The sequence below is a fragment of the Nocardia sp. NPDC050175 genome (genome assembly GCF_044459885.1).
In the GTDB taxonomy this organism is placed as follows: Bacteria; Actinomycetota; Actinomycetes; order Mycobacteriales; family Mycobacteriaceae; genus Nocardia.
On sequence record NZ_JBITJI010000009.1, the window covers coordinates 39,458 to 62,089 of the forward strand.

General features: G+C 69.0%; 28 protein-coding genes. 22 read left to right on the plus strand and 6 right to left on the minus strand.

What is annotated here, in order from left to right; genetic code table 11:
• The first annotated feature begins 20 nt into the window (after positions 1-20).
• From proC to ACIBK2_RS28840, 5 genes are all read left to right on the plus strand, one after another.
• The gene (gene proC / locus ACIBK2_RS28820) at positions 21-881 is read left to right on the plus strand and encodes a pyrroline-5-carboxylate reductase (RefSeq protein ID WP_396971588.1); all 861 of its coding nucleotides are present in this window, start codon (positions 21-23) and stop codon (positions 879-881) included.
• Between the two features lie 236 nt (positions 882-1,117).
• Positions 1,118-1,402: a helix-turn-helix domain-containing protein gene (locus ACIBK2_RS28825; RefSeq protein ID WP_375911616.1), complete on the plus strand. Its 285-nt coding sequence runs from the start codon at positions 1,118-1,120 to the stop codon at positions 1,400-1,402.
• A gap of 262 nt (positions 1,403-1,664) precedes the next feature.
• Positions 1,665-1,766 carry a 30S ribosomal protein bS22 gene (locus ACIBK2_RS28830; protein ID WP_003402602.1) on the plus strand — a complete coding sequence of 34 codons (102 nt, stop codon included), beginning with the start codon at positions 1,665-1,667 and terminating at the stop codon, positions 1,764-1,766.
• Between the two features lie 208 nt (positions 1,767-1,974).
• Positions 1,975-3,048, plus strand: coding sequence for an NAD-dependent epimerase/dehydratase family protein (locus ACIBK2_RS28835; protein WP_396971976.1), 1,074 nt, complete (start codon positions 1,975-1,977; stop codon positions 3,046-3,048).
• A complete protein-coding gene (locus ACIBK2_RS28840; protein ID WP_396971590.1) occupies positions 3,045-4,070 on the plus strand; it encodes a lysophospholipid acyltransferase family protein in 1,026 nt (341 codons plus the stop codon). Before ACIBK2_RS28835 ends, ACIBK2_RS28840 begins: the two co-directional genes overlap by 4 nt.
• A gap of 153 nt (positions 4,071-4,223) precedes the next feature.
• Here ACIBK2_RS28840 and ACIBK2_RS28845 read toward each other — a convergent pair whose 3' ends face one another.
• Positions 4,224-5,177, minus strand: a complete 954-nt coding sequence (locus tag ACIBK2_RS28845; RefSeq protein WP_357385888.1) for an HAD-IB family hydrolase — start codon at positions 5,175-5,177, stop codon at positions 4,224-4,226.
• A 186-nt stretch (positions 5,178-5,363) separates the two neighbouring features.
• Here ACIBK2_RS28845 and ACIBK2_RS28850 point away from each other — a divergent pair, with 186 nt between their 5' ends.
• From ACIBK2_RS28850 to ACIBK2_RS28875, 6 genes are all read left to right on the plus strand, one after another.
• The gene (locus ACIBK2_RS28850; protein ID WP_396971592.1) at positions 5,364-5,624 is read left to right on the plus strand and encodes a glutaredoxin family protein; all 261 of its coding nucleotides are present in this window, start codon (positions 5,364-5,366) and stop codon (positions 5,622-5,624) included.
• A gap of 252 nt (positions 5,625-5,876) precedes the next feature.
• Entirely contained in the window at positions 5,877-6,740 is an 864-nt protein-coding gene (locus tag ACIBK2_RS28855; protein ID WP_396971594.1) for a redox-sensing transcriptional repressor Rex, read from the plus strand.
• Between the two features lie 73 nt (positions 6,741-6,813).
• The gene (locus ACIBK2_RS28860; protein ID WP_396971596.1) at positions 6,814-8,253 is read left to right on the plus strand and encodes a glutamyl-tRNA reductase; all 1,440 of its coding nucleotides are present in this window, start codon (positions 6,814-6,816) and stop codon (positions 8,251-8,253) included.
• Positions 8,254-8,302: 49 nt separating this feature from the next.
• Positions 8,303-9,382 (plus strand): hydroxymethylbilane synthase, encoded by a 1,080-nt coding sequence (hemC, locus tag ACIBK2_RS28865; protein ID WP_396971598.1) that lies wholly within the window; start codon positions 8,303-8,305, stop codon positions 9,380-9,382.
• A gap of 73 nt (positions 9,383-9,455) precedes the next feature.
• Positions 9,456-11,021: a uroporphyrinogen-III synthase gene (locus ACIBK2_RS28870; protein WP_396971599.1), complete on the plus strand. Its 1,566-nt coding sequence runs from the start codon at positions 9,456-9,458 to the stop codon at positions 11,019-11,021.
• 209 nt (positions 11,022-11,230) lie between these two features.
• Positions 11,231-11,464: a hypothetical protein gene (locus tag ACIBK2_RS28875; RefSeq protein ID WP_396971601.1), complete on the plus strand. Its 234-nt coding sequence runs from the start codon at positions 11,231-11,233 to the stop codon at positions 11,462-11,464.
• 68 nt (positions 11,465-11,532) lie between these two features.
• Here the strand turns inward: ACIBK2_RS28875 and ACIBK2_RS28880 are convergent, their stop codons facing one another.
• The 4 genes from ACIBK2_RS28880 to ACIBK2_RS28895 form a co-directional block, all read right to left on the minus strand.
• Positions 11,533-11,805: a hypothetical protein gene (locus ACIBK2_RS28880; RefSeq protein ID WP_357385444.1), complete on the minus strand. Its 273-nt coding sequence runs from the start codon at positions 11,803-11,805 to the stop codon at positions 11,533-11,535.
• Between the two features lie 116 nt (positions 11,806-11,921).
• Entirely contained in the window at positions 11,922-12,455 is a 534-nt protein-coding gene (locus ACIBK2_RS28885; protein WP_396971603.1) for a nuclear transport factor 2 family protein, read from the minus strand.
• Positions 12,456-12,540: 85 nt separating this feature from the next.
• Positions 12,541-13,623, minus strand: coding sequence for a tetratricopeptide repeat protein (locus ACIBK2_RS28890; RefSeq protein WP_396971605.1), 1,083 nt, complete (start codon positions 13,621-13,623; stop codon positions 12,541-12,543).
• A gap of 6 nt (positions 13,624-13,629) precedes the next feature.
• The gene (locus ACIBK2_RS28895; protein WP_396971607.1) at positions 13,630-14,439 is read right to left on the minus strand and encodes a hypothetical protein; all 810 of its coding nucleotides are present in this window, start codon (positions 14,437-14,439) and stop codon (positions 13,630-13,632) included.
• A 245-nt stretch (positions 14,440-14,684) separates the two neighbouring features.
• Between ACIBK2_RS28895 and hemB the strand changes: the two genes are divergently transcribed.
• From hemB to ACIBK2_RS28925, 6 genes are all read left to right on the plus strand, one after another.
• Positions 14,685-15,662, plus strand: a complete 978-nt coding sequence (gene hemB, locus ACIBK2_RS28900) for a porphobilinogen synthase (protein WP_396971609.1) — start codon at positions 14,685-14,687, stop codon at positions 15,660-15,662.
• A complete protein-coding gene (locus ACIBK2_RS28905) occupies positions 15,659-16,183 on the plus strand; it encodes a hypothetical protein (RefSeq protein WP_396971610.1) in 525 nt (174 codons plus the stop codon). Before hemB ends, ACIBK2_RS28905 begins: the two co-directional genes overlap by 4 nt.
• A gap of 312 nt (positions 16,184-16,495) precedes the next feature.
• Positions 16,496-17,038, plus strand: coding sequence for a hypothetical protein (locus ACIBK2_RS28910; protein ID WP_396971612.1), 543 nt, complete (start codon positions 16,496-16,498; stop codon positions 17,036-17,038).
• A complete protein-coding gene (locus ACIBK2_RS28915; RefSeq protein ID WP_396971614.1) occupies positions 17,035-17,283 on the plus strand; it encodes a hypothetical protein in 249 nt (82 codons plus the stop codon). Before ACIBK2_RS28910 ends, ACIBK2_RS28915 begins: the two co-directional genes overlap by 4 nt.
• A 54-nt stretch (positions 17,284-17,337) precedes the next feature.
• Positions 17,338-17,577, plus strand: coding sequence for a hypothetical protein (locus ACIBK2_RS28920; protein WP_396971616.1), 240 nt, complete (start codon positions 17,338-17,340; stop codon positions 17,575-17,577).
• A gap of 127 nt (positions 17,578-17,704) precedes the next feature.
• A complete protein-coding gene (locus tag ACIBK2_RS28925) occupies positions 17,705-17,941 on the plus strand; it encodes a hypothetical protein (RefSeq protein ID WP_379291154.1) in 237 nt (78 codons plus the stop codon).
• Between the two features lie 7 nt (positions 17,942-17,948).
• On the opposite strand, the gene ACIBK2_RS28930 is transcribed toward ACIBK2_RS28925, so the two are convergent.
• On the minus strand, positions 17,949-18,332 hold the full coding sequence (locus tag ACIBK2_RS28930; RefSeq protein WP_396971618.1) for a hypothetical protein: 384 nt from the start codon (positions 18,330-18,332) through the stop codon (positions 17,949-17,951).
• 200 nt (positions 18,333-18,532) lie between these two features.
• Between ACIBK2_RS28930 and hemL the strand changes: the two genes are divergently transcribed.
• The 5 genes from hemL (at position 18,533) to ACIBK2_RS28955 (ending at position 22,613) form a co-directional block, all read left to right on the plus strand.
• Positions 18,533-19,870: a glutamate-1-semialdehyde 2,1-aminomutase gene (gene hemL, locus ACIBK2_RS28935; protein ID WP_396971620.1), complete on the plus strand. Its 1,338-nt coding sequence runs from the start codon at positions 18,533-18,535 to the stop codon at positions 19,868-19,870.
• Between the two features lie 341 nt (positions 19,871-20,211).
• A complete protein-coding gene (locus tag ACIBK2_RS28940; protein ID WP_357385890.1) occupies positions 20,212-20,862 on the plus strand; it encodes a histidine phosphatase family protein in 651 nt (216 codons plus the stop codon).
• Entirely contained in the window at positions 20,859-21,500 is a 642-nt protein-coding gene (locus tag ACIBK2_RS28945; protein WP_396971622.1) for a TlpA disulfide reductase family protein, read from the plus strand. Before ACIBK2_RS28940 ends, ACIBK2_RS28945 begins: the two co-directional genes overlap by 4 nt.
• A gap of 77 nt (positions 21,501-21,577) precedes the next feature.
• Positions 21,578-21,742: a hypothetical protein gene (locus ACIBK2_RS28950; protein ID WP_379291148.1), complete on the plus strand. Its 165-nt coding sequence runs from the start codon at positions 21,578-21,580 to the stop codon at positions 21,740-21,742.
• A 28-nt stretch (positions 21,743-21,770) separates the two neighbouring features.
• A complete protein-coding gene (locus ACIBK2_RS28955) occupies positions 21,771-22,613 on the plus strand; it encodes a cytochrome c biogenesis CcdA family protein (RefSeq protein ID WP_379291146.1) in 843 nt (280 codons plus the stop codon).
• The last annotated feature ends 19 nt before the right edge of the window (positions 22,614-22,632 follow it).

Consider the following 22,632-nt stretch of genomic DNA (forward strand, 5'->3'; position numbering starts at 1 on the left):
GCCGTCTAGGCTTTTCCCCCATGACGAGAATTGCGGTTATCGGTGGCGGACGCATTGGGGAGGCGTTGATCGCGGGCTTGCTCGAGTCCGGGCGGCTGGCGAAGGACCTGGTTGTCGTCGAAACATCTCCGGAGCGTGGCGCGCAGCTCGCCGAGCGGTTCGGCGTGCGGGTCACCGATTCGGTGGCCGATGCCGCGGTCGGCGCGGATCTGCTGGTGGTCGCGGTCAAGCCCACTGACGTCGACGCGGTGATGACCGCGCTGGGCAAGGCCGCGCTCAGCGACAACGCGAGCGTCGGCAACGATCGCGACCAGATCCTGGTTTCGCTGGCCGCCGGCGTGCCGACCGCGCGGCTGGAGGCGAAGTTGCCCGCCGGTTTCCCGGTGGTGCGGGTGATGCCGAACACCCCGATGCTGGTCGGCCAGGGCATGAGCGTGCTCGCGCCGGGCAGGCACGCGCGTCCGCCGCAGCTCGAGCTGGTGACCGAGGTGCTCGGTGCGGTCGGCAAGGTGGTGACCGTCGCGGAGGCGCAGATGGACGCGGTCACCGCGGTCTCCGGCTCCGGGCCCGCCTACTTCTTCCTGATCGTCGAGGCCATGGTGGACGCGGGCGTCGGCCTCGGGCTGACCCGCGAGGTGGCCACCGAGCTGGTGGTGCAGACCATGGTCGGCTCGGCGGCCCTGCTCGTCGAGTCCGACCAGAGCGCGGCGGAACTGCGGGCCGCGGTCACCTCACCGGCGGGCACCACGGCCGCCGCGGTGCGCGAGCTCGAGCGCGGCGGGGTCCGTTCGGCCTTCCTGGAGGCCTTGCACGCCGCGAAGCAACGCTCCGCCGAGCAGGGCGGCGTCAGCGACGGACTCGGAGTCGGTAGCGCGATGTGACCACCCCGGTCACCGGTATCCGGCGTCCGGGGGCCCCGATGCGCCTCCCGGACATCAGCCGTTCGGAAGCACGCAACCGGTCGGTTCCGAATGGGAAAAGCTGATTTCTCACTCCCGTCGCAGTAACACCACTGGTCCCGCTAAGCTTCAAGCAGCACGTGCGTGTCTGTTCCGCCGGTGGGGAAGCCGGCGGCGCGGGCGTGCCGGAGGTCAATGGTGCAATGATGTCTAACAAGATGTCTGCAAGTAGCTCAGGAAGTTCGAGTGGCCCGGGTCCCTCAGGCGCCCGGGCTGGTTCCCGGACGCAAGGTGGTTCCGGGTCGCAGGGTCAACCCATGCTCGGCGGCACTCAGTTCCTCACGGTCGCCGAGGTGGCGAGCCTGATGCGAGTGTCCAAGATGACGGTGTACCGGCTGGTGCATTCCGGTGAGCTGCCCGCGGTGCGGGTGGGTCGTTCGTTCCGGGTGCACGCCAAGGCGGTGCACGACTATCTGGAGACGTCCTACTTCGACGCCGGATGAACGCCTGATCCTGCCGCGCTCAGCCGAGCGCGGGACGCCGACGGACCTGGTCCGGCGGCGTTGGATCAGGCGGTTTCGAGGCTGACCGGACGTGCCGGTACGATGGACCCTCGGTTCGTGTTCGCCCGCCGGTGGCATCACTTGTGGTGTCCGGTGGTACCCGGCGGCGCGGACACTGGACGTGAGGCTTGCCGAACGACCGGTCAGTTGGCGTACGTGTGTAGCGTGCGCGCCGAGTAGAGAGAACGCGAGGAACAACCCTATGGGTTCTGTGATCAAGAAGCGCCGCAAGCGCATGTCGAAGAAGAAGCACCGCAAGCTGCTTCGCCGCACACGTGTGCAGCGGCGCAAACTCGGCAAGTAAGCGCTGCGCGTCAGCTCGAAGGCCCGTCACCGTCAGGTGGCGGGCCTTTTTGTTTGAAATACCGAATTTTGAAACCACGGCGTGTTTCAGGTGACTGAAGTCATCGTTAGAACCTGGTAAATACCAACAGAACCCGTGAACACAGCGGCTACCCTAGGAATCGGGGAATAAGTGAAACGGGGGCTTGCCAAGGTGGGATGCGGTGCCGGTGGCTTCTGACGCTCGAGACGGACACACGCCGAAAGTCGTGTTGGTAACCGGTGCCAGTCGCTTCTTCGGCGGCAACGTGGTCGCGCGTCTCGCGCAGGATCCCGACATCGACCGCATCATCGCCGTCGACACGATGACCCCGAGCCGAGAGTTGCAGCGGCGCATGGGCCGTGCCGAATTCGTGCGCGCCGACATCCGAAATCCGTTGATCCGTAAGGTGCTCGATGGTGGCGCGGTGGATACCGTGGTGCACGCCGCGGTGCTGGCCAGGTCACCGGCCGGGGCCGGGCGTGCGGTGATGAAGGACCTCAATGTGCTCGGCGCGATGCAGTTGCTCGCGGTGTGTCAGAAGGCGCCGACGGTGCGCCGGGTCGTCGTGCGTTCCTCCTCGGCGGTGTACGGCTGTAGCGCGAAGGACCCCGCGAAATTCACCGAGGAAATGAGCGCGCGCACGCCGCCGCGCGGTGAGTTCGCGCGCGACGTGATCGACATCGAAGGTTTTGTGCGCGGACTCGCGCGGCGGCGGCCGGATATCGCCACCTCTATTCTGCGTTTCGCGCCGATTGTCGGACCGCGGCTGGCGAGCCGGGGCATGCAGTATCTCCGTTCGCCGATCACGCCGACGGTGTTCGGCCGCGACGCGCGGCTGCAGCTATTGCACGAGGAGGACGCGGTCGCCGCGCTCGCGCACGCCGCGTTGACCGCCCGCGCGGGCACCTACAACATCGCCGGTGACGGCGCGCTCGCGCTGTCGCAGGCGGTACGGCGCGCGGGCCGGATCGAACTGCCGGTGCCGTTCGCGCTGTTCCGGACCGCCGGCCGGGTGCTGATGGGCCCGGTGATGCGCGAATTCTCCGGCGAACAGCTCGACTATTTCCATTTCGGTTGTGGCCTCGATACCACCCGGATGCGTGCCGAACTCGGCTTCGTGCCGCGCTGGACGACCATGCAGGCCTTCGACGACTTCATCGGGGGCGCAGCGTTGCGGCCCGTAATCGATCCCGCGTGGATCGATGCCGCAGAAAACAAACTGCTCGGCCTGCTCGGGGCCGGTACGGGAGCGCAGCAATGAACGACGTAGCGAAAGTCATTCAACTCCACGATATGCAGGACGAGGCGCGCTCGCGCCCGACCGGCCGGCGCTGGCCGGAGCATGCGCAGGGCGAAGCGCCCAGCCCGGTGACCTCGCTGACCGAACGCCTGGCGGCCACCGAACCGCCCGCGCCGCAGTCGCTCTCGGAACTGGTGCGCGGCGCGCTCGGCAAGCAGATCGGCAAGACCGCCGACTTCGCCCGCCGCCGGATCACCGGCGACTACCAGGTGGACGAGTTCGGTTTCGACGAGCACCTGCTCGAATCGGTGATCCTGCCCGCGCTGCGCCCGATGTCGGAACTGTGGTTCCGGGTGCAGGTCAGCGGGATGGAGAACATTCCGGAGGTGGGTGGCGCGCTGATCGTGGCCAACCACGCGGGCACCATTCCGCTGGACGGGCTGATGCTGCAGCTGGCCGTCCACGACCGGCATCCGAAGCAGCGGGCGCTGCGGCTGCTGGCCGCCGACCTGATCTTCGAAACCCCGCTGCTCGGCGCGCTCGCCCGCAAGGCGGGCCACACCCTCGCCTGCCGCGAGGACGCTGAACGGTTGCTGCGCGCAGGCGAACTCACCGGTGTCTTCCCGGAAGGCTTCAAGGGCGTCGGTAAGCAGTACGCCGACCGCTACAAGCTGCAGCGGTTCGGCCGCGGCGGTTTCGTGGCCGCAGCGGTGCGGGCCGGCGTGCCGATCATCCCGTGCTCCATCGTCGGTTCCGAGGAGATCTACCCGAAGCTGGCCGACCTGCAGCCGCTCGCGCGACTGCTCGGCCTGCCGTACTTCCCGGTGACGCCGCTGTTTCCGCTGCTCGGCCCGCTGGGCGCGCTGCCGTTGCCGTCGAAGTGGTACATCGAATTCGGTGCGCCGATCCCGACCACCGGCTACGAGCCGGAGGCGGCCGACGATCCGATGACCATGTTCGAGGTGACCGACCAGGTCCGCGAAACCATCCAGTCGACGCTCTACAAGCTGCTCACCAAGCGCCGCAACCCTTTTACGGGCTGAGTCGCACTGCTTACGGGCTGAGCCGCACCGCCCGCAGCTGCCCGTCGACCCGGCGAACGCCGGGCACCAGTCGGTAAACCCCTCGGCCGCACTGGTTTCCGGCGTTCGCCGGATCGACGGATGCCCGTGTCGATCCCTGGACCGAGTCGCGGCTCAGTGATCGCGCTTGCGGGTCACCGCCGCGGCGACCGCGCCGCCCGCGGCCCCCAGCGCCAGCGCCGTCGGCACGCCGATCTTCGCGGCCTTGCGACCGGTGCGGAAATCCCGGATCTCCCAGCCCCGGTTCTTCGCCACCTCGCGCAGGTCCGAATCCGGGTTGATCGCGACCGCGGTGCCGACCAGCGACAGCATCGGCACGTCGTTGTGACTGTCCGAATACGCGGTACAGCGCTTGAGGTTCAACCCTTCTCGGATCGCCAGCGTGCGCACCGCGTGCGCCTTGCCGAGCCCGTGCAGGATGTCGCCGACCAGCCGCCCGGTGAACTTGCCGTCCACGCTCTCGGCCACCGTGCCGAGCGCGCCGGTGAGCCCGAGCCGCTTGGCGATCACCTGGGCCAGCTCGACCGGCGTCGCGGTGACCAGCCAGACCTGCTGGCCCGCGTCCAGGTGCATCTGCGCGAGAGCCCTTGTGCCCGGCCAGATCTTGTCGGCGATGATCTCGTCGTAGATCTCCTCGCCGAGCGCGGCCAGCTCGGCGGTGGGGCGCCCGGCGATGAACTCCAGCGCCTTCTCCTTGCCGCTGGCCATGTCGGAGCTGTTCTCCCGCCCGGTAACCCGGAACTTGACCTGCTTCCAGGCCACGTCGACCAGGTCGGAGGTCTTGAAGTACTTGCGCGCGGCCAGACCTCGGGCGAAGTGCACGATCGATGCGCCCTGCACCATCGTGTTGTCCACGTCGAAGAACGCCGCTGCGGTCAGATCACGCGGCACCTCGGGGCCGGTGAGATCGCGCTGCGCGAGCGCCAATTCCGCGTCGTGCAAAGACAATGCGGCATCCGCGCTCGCCTCGCCGGCCAGGTTGGCCCGCAGCTCTTCCTCGCTGGGGCCGAAGGGGCTGCGCGGGATACGGGCCAGTTGATCCTGCAGGCCCTCACCGATCGCGCCCAGATTCCACCGCGCCGGAAACTCGCCGAATCGTCCCGCGATGAATCCGGCCCTTGCCACCTTCGATCGTTCCGGCACCGATACCTCCGCCCGTCGCGCGAACCATGTCCACAGTAACTGGGCGGACCGACAGTCATCGCAGTACCTGGCAGACCGATTCGGGCGTGGCGAGGGGATTTAATATCCGCCATGACCAATCCCACATCTTCGGTGACCCTGTTGACCAGATCCGGCTGCGGCATGTGCGCAATCGCGCTGGACCAGCTGCGGGTGATCTGCGCCGATTTCGGCATCGAGCCCGCGACGCTGGATGTCGACGAGGCCGCCGCCACCGATCCTGGCCTGCGCGCGGAGTTCGGCGACCGGTTGCCGGTGGTGCTGCTCAACGGTCGTGAGCACAGCTATTTCGACGTGGACGAGGCCAGATTGCGGGCCGACCTGAGCCGCTGACAGGTAGCGATGACTGTTCTCCTCGCCCGCAGCGCTGGTCGCGACGGAAAATGAGGCCAATTTCACCGACTTTGTGAAGGGCTGCACAAGCAGTTACGGTGGTGGCACGCGGACCCGCTTGCCGAGGCTGCGGGCCCACCGCGTAAAGACACCCAGCATTCCGACACTTCGACCATGGCACCGGACCGTCCCGGGCCAGAGGTCTAGCGACGAACCGGTACCCGATTCGGGCCGGAACGAGGAGCCGACGACGTGACAGAGCAGCATGAGGCGCCGGGCGGCGTCTCCGGCAGGGCTCTGCAGAAGGACATCCCGCAGGCCACCGTCGCGCGTTTGGCGACCTATCTCCGGGTCCTCGCCACGTTGGCCGACGAGAGTGTTGCCATCGTATCGAGTGAGGAACTCGCTGTCGCGGCGGGTGTCAATTCGGCCAAATTGCGCAAGGACCTTTCCTTCCTCGGACCCAATGGCGTACGGGGTGTCGGCTATGACGTAGCCAGGCTGAGGACGAGGATCGAGGATGTGCTCGGCCTGTCGCAGGGACACCGCGTGGTGCTCGTCGGCGCCGGGAACCTCGGCCGTGCCCTGGTCGGCTACGGCGGGTTCCAGCGGCGTGGCTTCACCGTGGTCGGCATCTTCGACAACCACCCCGAGGTGATCGGCCTGCCGGTCGCCGGTCTGGTGGTGTGCGATGTCGCAGGCCTGGCCGAGGCGGTCGCCACACTCGAGCCGACCATCGCGGTCATCACCGTGCCCGACGACGCGGCCCAGGACGCCTGCGACCGGTTGGTCGCGGCCGGGCTGCAATCCATTCTGAGCTTCGCGCCCTGTGAACTGATCGCGCCTGCCACCGTCGAGCTGCGCCGGGTCGACCTCGCGGTCGAACTGCAGATGCTGTCGTTCGAGCGAGTGCGCAACGCGGACAACGCCTCTGCGGCGGCCATGGCCGCGCCGATGGGGCCGCCGCGGCCCGCGTCGAGCCGGATCAGCCACCGCGCCCCCACCGCACATACCTCGGCCGTACATCAGGCCCTCAAGCATTCGGCAGCCGCGCACACGGCGTCCTCGCACACGGCAACGGAGCCAAGCAGCAAGGGATCGGTGGTCAGTCCATGAGAGAGCGCAGCGAGCGAATCATGTCACAGCGTGCAACGCGCGTGCCGGAGCCGAGCGTCAGCGAGGCGCAGGCATGAGTGTTCTTCTGGTCGGGATTTCGCACAGGAGTGCGCCCGTTTCGGTGCTGGAGAAGGTGGCCATCGCCGACGCCGACCGTCCCAAGCTGATCGACCGCATGCTCACCTCGAGCCATGTCTCCGAGGCGATGATCGTCTCCACCTGCAACCGGGTCGAGGTCTACGCCGTAGTCGACGCGTTCCACGGTGGTCTCGCCGAGGTGGGCGACCTGCTCACCAAGCATTCCGGGCTGCCGCTGCCCGACCTGACCAAGCACGCCTACGTGCGCTACAGCGAGGCCGCCGCCGAGCACCTGTTCGCGGTGGCCAGCGGGCTGGACTCGATGGTGATCGGCGAGCAGCAGGTGCTCAGCCAGATCCGCGGCGCCTACGCCTCCGCCGACGCGCAGCAGGCGGTCGGGCGCACCCTGCACGAGCTGGCCCAGCACGCGCTGCGGGTCGGCAAGCGGGTGCACTCGGAGACCGGCATCGACCGGGCCGGTGCGTCCGTCGTGTCGGTCGCGCTGGATCGGGCGCAGCATGTCGTCGGCTCGCTGACCGGACGCACCGCGGTTGTGGTCGGCGCAGGCGCGATGGGCAGCCTTGCGGTGGCGCATCTTTCGCGGGCGGGCATCGGCCGGATCATCGTGGTGAACCGCACCATCGGGCGGGCCGCGCGGCTGGCCGAGACCGCGGGCGGCTACGGGGTCGCGGCCGAGGCGATGGAACTTTCCCGGCTCACCGAGGCGATGGCCTTGGCCGACGTGGTCATCACGTGCACCGGCGCGGTCGGCAACGTGGTGACGCTGGCCGACACCCACCGGGCGCTGACCGAGCGCGAGCGCGGCACCGAATTCGCCACCACGGAACGGCCGTTGGTGTTCTGCGACCTCGGCCTGCCCCGCGACGTCGAGCACGCGGTCGCCGGACTGCCCGGCGTGACGGTCATCGACATCGAGACGCTGCAACGCGATCCGGCGGCAGGCGCGGCCGCCGACGACACCGCCGCGGCCCGCGCGATCGTGGCCGACGAGCTCGCCAAATACCTGACCGGACAGCGGATGGCCGAGGTCACCCCGACCGTGGCCGCGCTGCGCCAGCGCGCCGCCGAGGTGGTGGAAGCCGAACTGCTGCGGCTGGATTCGCGGCTGCCGAGCCTGGCCGATCCGGAGCGTGACGAGGTGGCCCGCACGGTGCGCCGGGTGGTCGACAAGCTGCTGCACGCGCCGACGGTGCGGGTCAAGCAGCTGGCCTCCACGCCGGGCGGCGACAGCTACGCCGAGGCGCTGCGCGAGCTGTTCGAGCTGAAACCAGGTGCGGCGCAGGCGGTTGCCGCGCCGATGGAGATCTCCGCGATCGGCGACCACGCGGGCATGTTGCTCACCGACGCCGACATCGCGCTCGCCGACGACTTCACCACCGGCCACCGCGGCGACGAACAGGGGCAGCCGGCATGACGGCGCACCGGATCGGTAAGGCCGCGCCACGCGCCCGAGAGGTGCAGGCATGACACTCGTGCAGGAAGAGGACAACGTGACGGCAGCAAGCACGCGCGCGCCGTGGCGGATCGGCACGCGCGGCAGCCTGCTGGCACTCACCCAGTCGGGCACCATCCGCGACGCGCTGGTCGCCGCGGGACACGAGGCCGAGCTGGTCGTCGTCAAGACGCTCGGTGATCTCTCGTCCGAGCCGGTGCAGCAGATCGGCGTCGGCGTGTTCACCTCCGCCCTGCGCGACGAGCTGGCCGCAGGCAACATCGACATCGCGGTGCACTCCTACAAGGACCTGCCGACCGCGCAGGACCCGCGCTTCACCATCGCCGCCATCCCGCCCCGGCAGGATCCGCGCGACGCACTTGTCGCCCGCGACGGGCTGGTACTCGGCGAACTCCCGGCGGGCGCCAAGGTCGGTACCTCCGCGCCGCGTCGGGCCTCGCAGCTGCGGGCGCTCGGCCTCGGCCTGGACATCGTGCCGTTGCGCGGCAACCTGGACACCCGCCTGCGCAAGGTCAGCGACGGTCACCTCGACGCGGTCGTGGTCGCCAGAGCGGGCCTGGCCAGAATCGGCAGACTCGACGCGGTGACCGAGGCCTTGGAGCCGGTGCAGATGCTGCCCGCGCCGGGGCAGGGTGCGCTGGCCGTCGAATGCCGTTGTGACGACACCGAACTCATCGAGGCGCTCACCGCGCTGGACGACGCCGCGACCCGTGTGTCGATCATCGCCGAGCGGGCCTTGCTCGCCGAACTCGAGGCAGGCTGCACCGCGCCGATCGGCGCGCTCGCGGAGGTAGTCGAGTCCATCGATGAAGACGGACGGATCTTCGACGAGCTCTCGTTGCGTGGTTGCGCGGCGGCTGTCGACGGCTCGGATGTGGTCCGTGCCTCTGTGGTCGGAGCACCGGCGAACGCGGATGAGCTCGGCCGGGCCCTGGCCCGTGAGCTCCTCGACATGGGGGCGCGCGAGTTACTCAGCGTCGCCGAACCAGGGGCCAATGCCCCCGAACCGGATGACGGTTCGAATTCACAGGCGGTGAATGCGCCCGCTTCAGACTTCACCCAACCCAGCCCAATGGAGAACAACCAATGAGCGAGCGTAGCGAGCGATTCATGACACAGTGCGCACCGCGCATGACGGAACCGAGCGCCAGCGAGGTGGAGGCATGAGCGGTCGAGCTACCAAGAAGCAGCCAGGTCGGATCCTCTTCGTCGGGTCAGGTCCCGGCGACCCGGCTTTGCTCACTGTGCGCGCTCGTGAGGTGATCGGTCGCGCGACGCTCGCGTTCACCGATCCCGATGTCGACAAGGGTGTGCTCGCCCTGATCGGGAGCGCGGTCGAGCCCGCCGAGGACGGCGAGCGTCCGGTGGACGTGCGGCCCGCCCTCGGCGAACCCGCCGAGGTGGCCAAGACGCTGATCGCCGAGGCCCGCAACGGCCACGACGTCGTCCGCGTCGTCGCAGGTGACCCGCTGACCACCGACTCGGTGATCGCCGAGGTCAACGCGGTCACCCGCTCGCACATGGTGTTCGAGGTGCTGCCCGGCCTGCCCAACGGCTCGGCCGTGCCCAGCTACGCGGGCATCGCACTCGGCTCCGGGCACACCGAGGCCGACGTGCGCGGCGAGGTCGACTGGGCCGCGCTGGCCGCCGCCCCCGGACCTCTTGTGCTGCACGCGACCTCGGGCCACCTGGCCGAAACCGCAAGCGCCCTGGTGGAACACGGCATGGCGCCGCAGACCCCGGTCGCGGTGACCGTGCGCGGCACCACCCGGCAGCAGCGCACCATCGAGGCCACCCTGGCGACGCTGAACAGCGCCGCCTCCGAGCTGGTCGGCCCGTTGGTGGTGACCATCGGTAAGGTGGTCGCGTCGCGCTCGAAGATGTCCTGGTGGGAGTCGCGCGCGCTGTACGGCTGGACCGTGCTGGTGCCGCGCACCAAGGACCAGGCGGGCGAGATGAGCGAGCGGCTGGTCACGCACGGCGCCATTCCGATGGAGGTGCCGACGATCGCGGTCGAGCCGCCGCGCAGCCCCGCGCAGATGGAGCGCGCGGTCAAGGGCCTGGTTGACGGCCGCTACCAGTGGGTGGTGTTCACCTCAACCAACGCGGTGCGCGCGGTGTGGGAGAAGTTCGCCGAATTCGGTTTGGACGCACGGGCTTTCTCCGGCGTGAAGATCGCCTGCGTCGGCGAGGCCACCGCGGACCGGGTCCGCTCGTTCGGCATCAACCCCGAGCTGGTGCCCAGCGGTGAACAGTCCTCCGAGGGCCTGCTCGCCGACTTCCCGCCCTACGACGACGTTTTCGACCCGGTGAACCGAGTCCTGTTGCCGCGCGCCGACATTGCCACCGAAACGCTGGCCGAGGGCCTGCGCGACCGCGGCTGGGAGATCGACGACGTCACCGCCTACCGCACGGTGCGCGCCTCGCCGCCGCCCGCGGAGACCCGCGAGATGATCAAGACCGGCGGTTTCGACGCCGTCCTGTTCACCTCGTCCTCCACGGTGCGCAACCTGGTCGGGATCGCGGGCAAGCCGCACGCGCGCACCATCGTCGCGTGCATCGGCCCGAAGACGGCCGAGACCGCCATCGAATTCGGTCTGCGCGTCGATGTGCAGCCCGAGGTCGCTCAGGTCGGTCCGTTGGTCGAGGCGCTCGCCGAGCACGCCGCCCGGCTGCGCGCCGAGGGCCTGCTGCCGCCGCCGCGGAAGAAGAGTCGCCGCAGCCGCTGATCTACGCTGTACACACTGCCCGTGCCGAGTTCGGTACGGGCAGTGTGCATTTCGTTCGTAGTTTTCCGGTGGTATCGATATCTGTTGTCCAGCAGTGGATTTGATGCCATTGCTGGGCCGTGCCCGTGGAAATATGGGCATCTCATCTCTTGGGATCGGGCTAGTTTGTTCTGGCGTGTTAGCGCGATCACAAGAGAGAGTTGGTTTTGATGAAACGATCGATAGTGCACGTCGGCGCGGCAACGTTTGCCACCATGGTCATCGTATTGTCCGGCGGCGCTTCGGCTTTGGCGGCGCCCCCGGCGACCGCCGCACCCGCCTACATCGATGGGTCGACGGGCAGTTCGACCGGTTCGGTGCAGGGTTTGCCCGCGATCGCGCGCGGGTTCGCCTGCCTGCTCAAGACGATGTCCGGCGGGGCCGGCAGCATCTGCACCGTTTAGTACACGTTACGGCCAGGGTCGACGGCGTCCGGTTGTGGACGCCGTCGACCCTGGCCTATTTCGTTGCCTCAGTACCGCTTACGCAGCAGCGTGCGCACCATGGTGCAGGTGAGGTCGGACGGCGGGCGAATGCCGATGACCTCGGCGGTGTGCCGGATGCACTTGTTGTTCGCCGAACTCGGGTTGTAGACCCCCGAGTCGAGCAGTGCGATGGTCAGGCGCATCGCCTTGAGTTTCCGATTGTGGCGGACATACCACGACCGCGGGCGCCCCGCGGGTAGTCGCTGCTTCTCCAGCGGGGTATAGGGCCGGTCGATGAGAACGGTCTTCGTCGCGGGCACAGGCTTCCCTCCCGTTGCGATCGGGGACTCGGCGAATCCCCTCGAACACTGTTTCGATTATATCGCAGGCCACCGACAAAAACCGCTGGCCGCAAGGGGTTTGCTGACGCTCGGGCTCAGCCGAAGTTGGTGTCGGCGGGCAGCCCGGACTGGCGCAGCACGTCGGCCAGATCGTAGTAGTCGTCGTCGGTCGCGATCTCGTTCCCGCGCAAGGTGAGGATGGCGACGGCGGGCACCGAGAACGGCTTGGGCGCACCGGCCAACTGCCCGCTGAAGGTCCAATTGATCGCCACCTTGTCGGAGCCGCCGAACGCATCGTCGACCTTCAGGACGGCGCCCTGGATGAACTGCTTGGTGGTGCCCGCCCACTTCGCGACCCCGTCGCGGCCGGTGGAGGTGCGATGGAAGGCGTGGTCGGTGTACCGGGCGCCGTCCGCGGTGAACAGTGCGGCGAGGCGCTGCGGATCGTTGTCCTTCCACGCCGCTTCCCATGTGGCGGCGACGGCGGGCGTGCCCTGCTCCTTGGGCTTGTCGTCATCGTCGGAACCGCAGGCGGCCAGGCCGAGCGCGCCGACGCCGAGCACGGCGGCGGCGAAGACGGTGATGGAGCGACGGATGGACTTGCGAGTGTTGGCTGCTTCTCGTTGCATACCGAAAGCGTGCTGGTAGCGCGGGTTTGCTCGCGTCGGTAGTTATCGCCTATCTGCCGATCACCTAGCCGGGCGCGGCATACCGTCAGATGTCGTGCAGCAGTTTCAGCGACTGTGGATGGCCGAGTGCGGCCGCGCGTTCCAGCAAGTGCCTGGCTTCCTGCTGGGCCGGTGTGCGGCCGGTGGCGATCGCCGCGGCGGCGCGCAGGACGCCGGGCTCGGACAGGTCGCCGGTGAGCGGATAGACGTCTTGTTCGCGCAGGAACAAGGCCAGATGGAACATCGAGTCGGGATCGCCCGCCTCGGCCCCGCGCCGCAGCCAGTGTTCGCCCGCCGCGGTGTCGCCGTGATCGAGGTGCAGCGAGCCGAGGATCGCCATGGCGTCGGTGCGGCCGCGCCGGACCGCCTCGGTGAGCAGCTCGACGGCCCGCCGGAGATCGCCGCGCCTGGCCACGTAGAGGCCCAAAGTTCGCATGGCCGTGGGGTTTCCGGCGCGGGCCGCGCGCTCGTACCACTCCTCGGCCTCGTCGTTGCTGCCGCGCCGATTGGCCACAACGCCCATGTTGCACAACGCCTCCGGCGAGCCCGCCTCGGCCGCGGGCCGCAGCCACCGCTCGGCCTCGTCGAGCTTGCCGCGCTCCAGATGCAGCAGGCCGAGTTGCAGGTCCGCACCCGCACAGCCCGCGGCGATCGCCGACTCCAGCCAGCGCACCGCCTCGGCGATCCGGCCGTGCGTGCCGAGCAGCAGGCCGAGGTCGGCCATCGCGGTCGCGCTGCCGCGCTCGGCGGCCCGGCGGAACCAGTGCTCGGTTTCGGTCAGCTCGTTCGCGTCGCGCAGCAGCTGCGCGAGCTGCTCCATGGCGCCGAGGTCGCCGCGCTCGGCGAGGGCGCGCAGCGTGTCGAGCCTGCGCTCGTGCGCGGTCGGCGCCGGATCGGGGCGCGGGTCGCGGAACAACTGCAGGCCGAACGGGTCCACCGGGTGGTCGTCGTCGGGCAGCTCGCCGCGTTCCCGGCTGGCGATGGACGCGTTCCACTCGGCGAATCGATCGTCGTCCGGCCCGATTTCGACCATCCCGTTGGCGATGGTCCCGTCCGGCTGTTTGCCCTGCCACGGAATCAGCAGCCGCCCATCGGCCAACCGGCGGGCGCCCGAAGCGGGCTGTGTCATGCGGGATCAGCGCGGTTCATCGCGCACCTTTCCGGCTGGGTCGGGCGTGCCGTGCTGGTATCCGTGCGTGTCGGCGTACGCGGCGAGTTGGGATTCGTAACTGCTCAGGCTGTCGAGCAACCAGGTGTCACCAGTGTCCTTCACCACCACGATCGGCCCTTTGGTGCCCGGTGCCAAGACCGGGGAGGTGCCGTCGGAGTACCAGGACGTGGTCGACCAGGGGAAGACGAACGCCCAGCCCACATCGGAAACGTGCCCCTGCGGTCCGAGCTGGAACGGGTCGACCGGAATGGCGAAGCGCGCGCTGTGCTGCGTGAGCAGGTGCCGGGCGCTGTTGCGCGCGACCCGGATATCCATCGGCCCCGTCGCGGTGTTCGGGAACGGGAGCGTCGCGTCGGGCATCGCGCTCAGTTGCCGACCGGCGGCCACGGAAACCTGACACGGCCTGCTCTGCAAGCGCAGGAAGATGGTGTGCGCGGTATCGGAGAAACGCAGCTGCACGGTGGCGTCCTCGGTGTGGCCGACCAGGTGCCTGCCGAGGCTCTGCGTCATCTCCCGCTCGTCCGGGTCCATGCCGAGGTCGTCGAAGGCGCGCCGCGCCACCGTCATCAGCTCGGGCTCGGCCAGCTGCCGTGCGATGAACTCGACGCGAAAGATCTGCCCGCTGCCGTCGGCGGCCCGCCACGCACGCAGGGTCGTCTCCGGTGGCGTGAGTCCACCGGTGAGCACCGGCCACCAGTCCGAAAGTAGTACCGCGACCCACGACTCGAAGTCGGCGGCTCTGGCCAGCGAAATTTCGGTGTGCGGTTCGGTCATGCTGTCCCCCAGGGGGTCTCGCCCTCCTGTCGGAGTATGCGCCATCGGCCTGCGCGGCAGGTGTGATTTCACACACCGTTACTGTCGATCCAGGGCCGATCGGCCCATTTTGTGCATGCTGTCCAACCACACCGAGCTACTGTCGTGGCGAAACGCCCAGCTCTGCCGCGTCGGCGCCGAAGCGCCCTCCGCGCGAGCCGACGGGTGCTCGCGACACCGCTCGGCGCCGGGCGTATCGTGCGGTTATGACCGGATTGGACCGCCCACGGCGGTTGCGCCGTACCCCCGCGCTGCGTCGTCTCGTGGCCGAAACCACCCTGGAGCCACGGCAATTGGTGCTGCCGATGTTCGTGGCCGACGGCCTGGACGAGCCGCGCGAGATCAGCTCGATGCCCGGCGTGCAGCAGCATTCGATGGACTCGCTACGCAAGGCGGCCGTCGAGGCGGTGACCGCGGGTGTCGGCGGCCTGATGCTGTTCGGCGTGCCGCGCCACGAGGACAAGGACGCCACCGGCAGCCAGGCCAGCGACCCGGACGGCATCCTCAACCGCGGCCTGCGCGCGCTGGCCGACGAGGTCGGCGACTCGACGGTGATCATGGCCGACACCTGTCTCGACGAATTCACCGACCACGGGCACTGCGGCGTGCTCGCCGCCGACGGTTCCGTCGACAACGACGCCACCCTGCACCGCTACGTCGACATGGCGCTGGCCCAGGCCGCCTCGGGCGCCGACCTGCTCGGCACCAGCGGCATGATGGACGGCCAGGTCGGCGCGGTCCGGCGCGGCCTGGACGCGGTCGGCCGCACCGACACCGGCATCCTCGCCTACGCCGCCAAGTACGCCTCGGCGTTCTACGGCCCGTTTCGCGAGGCCGTCGCCTCGTCGCTGGAGGGCGACCGGCGCAGCTACCAGCAGGATCCGGCGAACCGCCGCGAGGCGATCCGCGAACTCGAGCTGGACCTGGCCGAGGGCGCGGACATCGTCATGGTCAAGCCGGCCATGTCCTACCTGGACATCCTGCGCGACGTCGCCGACCACTCGACCGTCCCGGTCGCGGCCTATCAGATCTCCGGCGAGTACGCGATGATCACCGCCGCCGCCGAGCGCGGCTGGATCGACCGCCGCGGCGCCATCCTCGAGTCGCTGATGGGCATCCGGCGGGCGGGCGCGGACATCGTGCTCACCTACTGGGCGACCGAGGCCGCTCACTGGTTGTCGTGACGAATCTGCCGGGACCGGTCGGTGCGGCGCCCTCGCCCGCGCCGATGCCGGTGGATGTCGGCACCGCTCGGCAATTGTGGTGGGGGGTCATCGGATTCGGCGTGGTCCAGCTGATCGCGTCGGTGGTGGCCGCGCTCTCGCAGCGGCACACCTTCGCCAAGCAGGTCTTCGACCAGGCCAGGGAGAAGGACCCGCAGGTCACTTTGGCCAGCGCGGAACTGATGGTCGCGCTGGTCTACGTCGTGGTGGTGTTCATCGGGCTCGGCGTCGCCGTGCTCGCGCTGCTGATCGTGCATCAATTCGCGCGCGGCAAGCTCTGGGCGCGCACCATGCTGACCATCGTCGGCGCGTGGTTGGTGGTGATCGGGGTCGGCGCGCTGTTCGCGTTCGGCGCGGTGGCCGGTGCGGCCTCGCTGGTGGCGGGCGGCGCGGCGATCGTGCAGGCGGTGCTGGCGGGCGGTTCGATCTATTTGTCGCATCGTCCGGAAGCAACCGCTTATTTCCAGATGAGCCGACGGTGAACGGTTGGCGCCCAAGTTTGTCGGGGCACCGTCGGCATGTATCGTGAGGGTTGTCACAGTGGACATGGGAACCGGTAGTTGTTTGTCAGACGTTGTCTTGCATTGCGTAAGAGAATCAGTCAGATGGCTCCGGGGAATCGGAGGCAGCAATGCGAGTGGTGATCCAACAGCCGCAGAGCATTCGGCGGGAATTGGCCGTGCTGAGCCTCTTGGTCCTGTTCGGAGTGCTGACCGTCGTCGTCCTGCTGTGGCCCGGCCTCACTCGCTGATTCTGTCTTCTCCCTTGTTGATTCGCGACGCTGTGGGCGTCGCGTGACCGAGGAACCCGCCGATTCCGGCGTGCTGTTCGCCGAGCCGGGTGCGCGCTGGCGCACCGTGGCCTACGGGCCCATTCTGTGCGTCATCATTCTGATCATCGAAATGGCGACCGGTAGTTCGGTGCACTGGTTCGCCCTCGTCTTCTGCGGCTCGCTGATCGCGATGTTCGTTGTGCTGCAAGTGATCGCGGGGCAGCGCCACGTCAGCGTCGAACTCACCGCGACCACGCTGCGCGACGGCACCGAGACGCTGCCCCTCACGTCGATCGATGCGGTGCTGCCCGAACGCGACGAAGACGCCTGGGACGACGAGGAGTGGGAGGAGGCGCGGGCGCTCGGCGAATTGACCGGCGTGCCACGCCGACGCACCGGCATCGGGTTACGGCTGGCCGACGGCAGCCTGGTGCAGGCTTGGGCGAAAGACCATCGAACGCTGCGCGCCGAATTGACCGCGGCCATCGGCCAAGCGCCCGAACCCGCCGACGAGCCGACGCCCGACACCGACGACAAGCACAGCGAGAACGGAGTGGACCGTTGAGGACCTGGATCACGGTGGCCGCCACCGAACTCGGCCTGGTCGTACTCGGACTCGTCGCGGCCGTGCTGAGCTGGCAGCAGGGCATCCAGACCACCACCTTCGCCGCCATCGGGCAGGCGCCGGAATTCGTCGCGACCCGCTACGTCGCGCCCTGGTTGCTGCTCGCCGCGGTGCTGGTCGCGCTCGCCGGACTGTTCGCGATCGATGCGGTCAACCGGGTCGTGCGCGCGCGCCAGTCCCGCTGACGATCGCCGCCGCGACAACCGTTTCGGCCCGCCGATCGCGGGAATATCGCACCCATGAAGCCCACAGTCACTGTCAAGCGGATTCTCCTCGGTGCCGCGGCCGTCGGCATGATCGGCGCGGCGACGGTGGCCCCGGCGGTCGCGGCCCCCGCCGAGGTTTCCCCTGCTCCACCGACCGCAGTGGTGCCCGTACTCATCGAAACCCCACCCGCACCCTTGCTACACGTCCTACCGGCCCCGCTGGCCTGCCTGGTGACCACCGGCTTCGCCCTATGGTGCATCGGCATCACTTAGAGTCGCAGCAACATCGGCGTCGCGGCACCCGAGTCGGGCCTGGATATCAGGCGTGACGGACAAGAATCTGTGTGCGCCCGTTAGTATTTCGGCCGTAATCGTGTGACTACACCTAGGATTGGGTTTGATGAATCGGCTTGCTGTGAAAGTCTGTGCCGCACTGGCGATTACCGCCGCGATCGGGATCGGTGCCGGGCCGGCGGGTGCGAACCCCGGACTTCCGCTCGAGCCCGCGGGCGACACCTCGATGAGTCAGGTCGACGCACCGGTGCTGGTGCCGGATTCCGGTTCCGCGGGCCCGTACAACGCGTTCATGTGCTACCTGCACACCATTTCGGCCCAGGCGCCGTGCATGTACAGCTGAGCGTGGCTCAGTTCCAGTTCTGATACATGTCGAGCACGCGGCCGTTGCGGGTGCCAGGGGCGTTGACGAAGAGGGTGATCGTCCCGTCGGAATGATTGGCCGCCTCCATGATCGCCTGCCGCAGCGACGCGTGCACGCCGCCGTTCTCGTCCTTGTAGATCCCGGTGTCCGCCTTCAGGCCGACGCCGATCCGGTTGAGCGGCACGAACATGGTGACCACGGCCGGGATCGGGCCGTCGGCCATCGACTTGGTCTCCTCATGACTCAGTTGCAGGCCGATCCGATCGGGCTGCGCGACCGGCTCCACCGCGGCGGCCGTACCGGCGCCGAACACGACGGCCGCACCGACGAGCGCGGTGGAAACAGCAGCACTGACCATGGCAAACCGCATAGAAATCCTCCGGGGCAGATGAATGGTGACGCTCGAGATTACGCATCAGCAATCTCGGGGCGATCGAATACGGCGTAAACAGCGGCCCGGCGTGTTGCGGTCTACGTCACGCCCACTACAGAGCGCTTGCGAGCCGCGAATGCGCGAGGCCGCACACCCTGTCGTCGACCCGTTCCGATCGGGCTGAGACACTGGAGGTCGTGAGTTCTTCTCCGCGCGTGACCAGCGCATCGGTGCCGGTTTCTGCTCAGCTCTTCGACCGGGCGTGCTCGGTGATTCCCGGGGGTGTCAACTCTCCGGTGCGGGCCTTCAACTCCGTCGGCGGCACACCGCGATTCATCGCGTCCGCGCACGGCTACACCCTCGTCGACGCCGACGGCAACGAGTACGTCGACCTGGTGTGCTCGTGGGGCCCGATGATTCTCGGGCACGCGCATCCCGCGGTGGTCGAGGCGGTGCAGCGGGCCGCGGTCGGCGGCCTGTCCTTCGGCGCGCCCACCGAGGCGGAGATCGAACTGGCCGAGGCCATCATCGAGCGGGTCGATCCGGTGGAACGGGTGCGCCTGGTGAACTCGGGCACCGAGGCCACCATGAGCGCGGTGCGGCTGGCCCGCGGCTACACCGGCCGCGCCAAGATCATCAAGTTTTCCGGCTGCTACCACGGCCACGTCGACGCGCTGCTCGCCGACGCGGGCTCCGGCGTCGCGACCCTCGGGCTACCGACCTCGCCCGGCGTCACCGGCGCGCAGGCGGCCGACACCATCGTGCTGCCCTACAACGACCTCGACGCCGTCGCCGCCGCGTTCGCCGCGCACCCCGGCGCGATCGCGTGCGTGATCACCGAGGCCGCCGCGGGCAACATGGGCACGGTGGCGCCGCTGCCCGGCTTCAACGCGGGCCTGCGCACGCTGACCGCCGACAACGGCGCGCTGCTCATCATGGACGAGGTGATGACCGGGTTCCGGGTGAGCCGCGCGGGCTGGTTCGGCCGCGAGGGCGTTGTCGCTGATCTCTACACCTTCGGCAAGGTGATGAGCGGTGGCCTGCCCGCCGCCGCGTTCGGCGGCCGCACCGAGATCATGAACCACCTGGCCCCGCTCGGCCCGGTCTACCAGGCAGGCACGCTCTCCGGTAACCCGGTCGCGGTCGCCGCGGGCCTGGCCACGCTGCGTGCCGCCGACGACGCGGTGTACGCCGCGCTGGAACGGAACGCGCAGCGGCTCGGCGCATTGTTCGGCGAATCGCTCAGTGCCGCAGGCGTCGAGCATCAGGTGCAGTTCGCAGGCAATATGGTGAGCGTGTTCTTCGCCGAACGCCCGGTCACCGACTACGCCGCCGCCAAGGCGAGCCAGACCTGGCGCTACCCAGCCTTCTTCCACGCGCTGCTCGACGGTGGCGTGTACGCGCCGCCGAGCGCGTTCGAGACCTGGTTCGTCTCCGCCGCACTCGACGAGGACGCATTCGACCGCATCGCCGCCGCCCTGCCCGCCGCCGCACACGCGGCCGCGGCCGCCACTCCCGAAGGATCCCGCGCGTGAGCTCCGATCACGATCAGCCCGATGCCGACAAGCGCGAGCTAGCCAAGTCCGCCACCGAAGCCGCCGAGGCAGCTGCCGACACCGCCGGGTCGGTCGCTGGGCTCGGCGCGGCTCCGGTCGCTGAATCCGGTGCCGCCGAGCCGAGTACCGAGCCTGCCGCCGGGGCGATCGCCGGCCTTGGTGCCGGGCCGGTCGTGGACGCCGACGCCGATTCGACCGTGATCGACGCGGGCGCGCACTTCGCCGCCGCCGCATCGGGTCCGGCCGATCCCGCAGTAACGGAAAGCGACAGCGCCGCAACGGATTCCGAGCCGAAGCCGAGTGCCGCGAAGGAACAGCGGATCCACGACGGTGGCACCGCGCCGGTGGAGACGATCGTGCACGTGCTGCGCCACGGCGAGGTGCACAACCCGAACGGGATCCTCTACGGCAGGCTGCCCGGCTTCAGCCTGTCGGTCACCGGCCGCTCGCAGGCCGGCGCCGTCGCGCGGGCGCTGGCCGATCACGACATCGCCGTGGTCATCGCCTCGCCGCTGCAGCGGGCCCAGGAAACCGCGGAACCGATTGCGGCACAACATCATCTGATCGTGCGGACGGACGAGAACCTGATCGAGGCGGGCAATACCTTCGAGGGCCTCCGGGTCTCCGTCGGCGACGGCGCGCTGCGCAAGCCGCGGCACTGGTGGAAGCTGCGCGACCCGTTCACCCCGTCCTGGGGCGAGCCGTACCTGCAGATCGCGCACCGCATGCTGGCCGCGGTGAACAAGGCGCGGGTCGAGGCGGCCGGGCGCGAGGCGGTGCTGGTGTCGCATCAGCTGCCGGTCTGGACGCTGCGCCGGTTCCTGCAGGGCCAGCGGCTCTGGCACGACCCGCGCCAGCGGCAATGCTCGCTCGCGTCGCTGACCTCGCTGGTCTACCAGGGCGACACGCTCGTCGACATCGTGTACTCCGAGCCCGCCGGTGGCTCGGACCCGTCGGTACACGGCGCATGATTTGGCGCACCGCGTCCGTCGCACCGCCTGCCGCCTCGGCACGGCGGGTCGTTGCCGTCCTGCTCGCCTGCGTCGCCCTGGTCGCGGCGCTGGCCGGTTGCTCGGGCGGTAAGGACGCGGTGGCCTCCGGCGGCACCTTCGAATTCGTCTCGCCCGGCGGCAAAACCGACATCTTCTACGACCCGCCGAGCTCGCGCGGCACCATCGGCAAGCTGGCCGGACCCGACCTGATGACCTCGGGCAAAACCACCTCGGTGGAGGATTATCCGGGCAAAATCGTGGTACTCAATCTGTGGGGCCAGTGGTGCGGACCCTGCCGCGCGGAGTCGCCCGCGCTCGAAAAGGTCTATGCGGCAACGAAAGACAACGGCGTCGCCTTTCTCGGCATCAACGTCCGTGACCCGCAGCAGGACAAGGCGCAGGACTTCGTCGTCGACAACAAGGTCGGTTATCCGTCCATCTACGACCCGTCCATGCGCACCCTGCTCGCCCTCGGTGGCAATTTCCCGACCAGTGTCATTCCCACCACCCTGATCTTGGATCGTCAGCACCGCGTCGCCGCGGTGTTCCTGCGCCCCCTGCTGGCCGACGATCTGCAACCGATTGTTCAAAGACTCGCCTCGGAGGAAGCACAGTGAATCGCGATCGTCGTACCCGTACCCTGCGTGCCTGTCGCCACCGGCAGGGCGCCCGCCGAATCGGTGGTGCCTGGGCCGTGGACGACCGATGGAAGGGCATCGCCACCGTGCCGCGCAGCGTAGCGGCGGACTCGCTGCTCGACTTCGGCGTGCTGTTCGACGCCGAGAGCACCGAACAGCGCGTTGTGTTGCGCGGCGACACCGACCCGGCCGAGGAGACGCCGGAGGGGGAGGGCGCTTGAGTCCCCGCGTAACAGCGGTGGCGCGCTGATGGTGCTCGCCGCCGTAGGGGATTCGTTCCAGCAGACCGCCGCGACCGGACCGTTGCTGCTCGCGTTGGGCGCCTGCCTGCTCGCCGGGCTGGTGTCCTTCGCCTCGCCGTGCGTGGTGCCGTTGGTGCCCGGTTATCTGTCCTACCTCGCCGGACTCGTCGGTGCCGAGGCGCCGCCCGCCACACCCGCGCAAGCGGCCGGGGCGCAATCGAGTTCGGTGGCCGTCGAGTCGGCGAAGCAGGCCGCGCGGGCGGGCCGGATGCGGGTGGCCGGTGCGGCGGGGCTGTTCGTCGCCGGGTTCACCGTCGTCTTCGTGCTCGCCACCGCAACGGTTTTCGGGGTCATTCAGACGCTGAACGTGAATCGTGAACTGCTGCAACGCATCGGCGGCGTGGTCACCATTCTGATGGGTCTGGTCTTCATCGGCCTGATCCCCGCGCTGCAGCGCGACACCAGGATGGAACCGCGCAGGCTGACCAGCATCGCGGGCGCGCCGCTGCTCGGCGGCGTCTTCGCGCTCGGCTGGACGCCGTGCCTCGGGCCGACGCTGTCCGGCGTGATGGCGGTGGCCGCGGGCACCGATGGGACCACCGCGGCGCGCGGGGTGGCGTTGATCGTCGCCTATTGCCTCGGGCTCGGCCTGCCGTTCGTGATCCTCGCGTTCGGGTCGGCCAGCGCGCTGCGCGGTGTCGGCTGGCTGCGCCGTAACTCGCGCACCATCCAGATCATCGGGGGCATGCTGCTCGTCGCGGTCGGCGCCGCGCTGGTCACCGGGGTGTGGGACCAGTTCGTCGGCTGGGTGCGCGACGCGTTCGTTTCCGAGGTTGTGCTGCCGATATGAGTATGAACAGCATTGATTC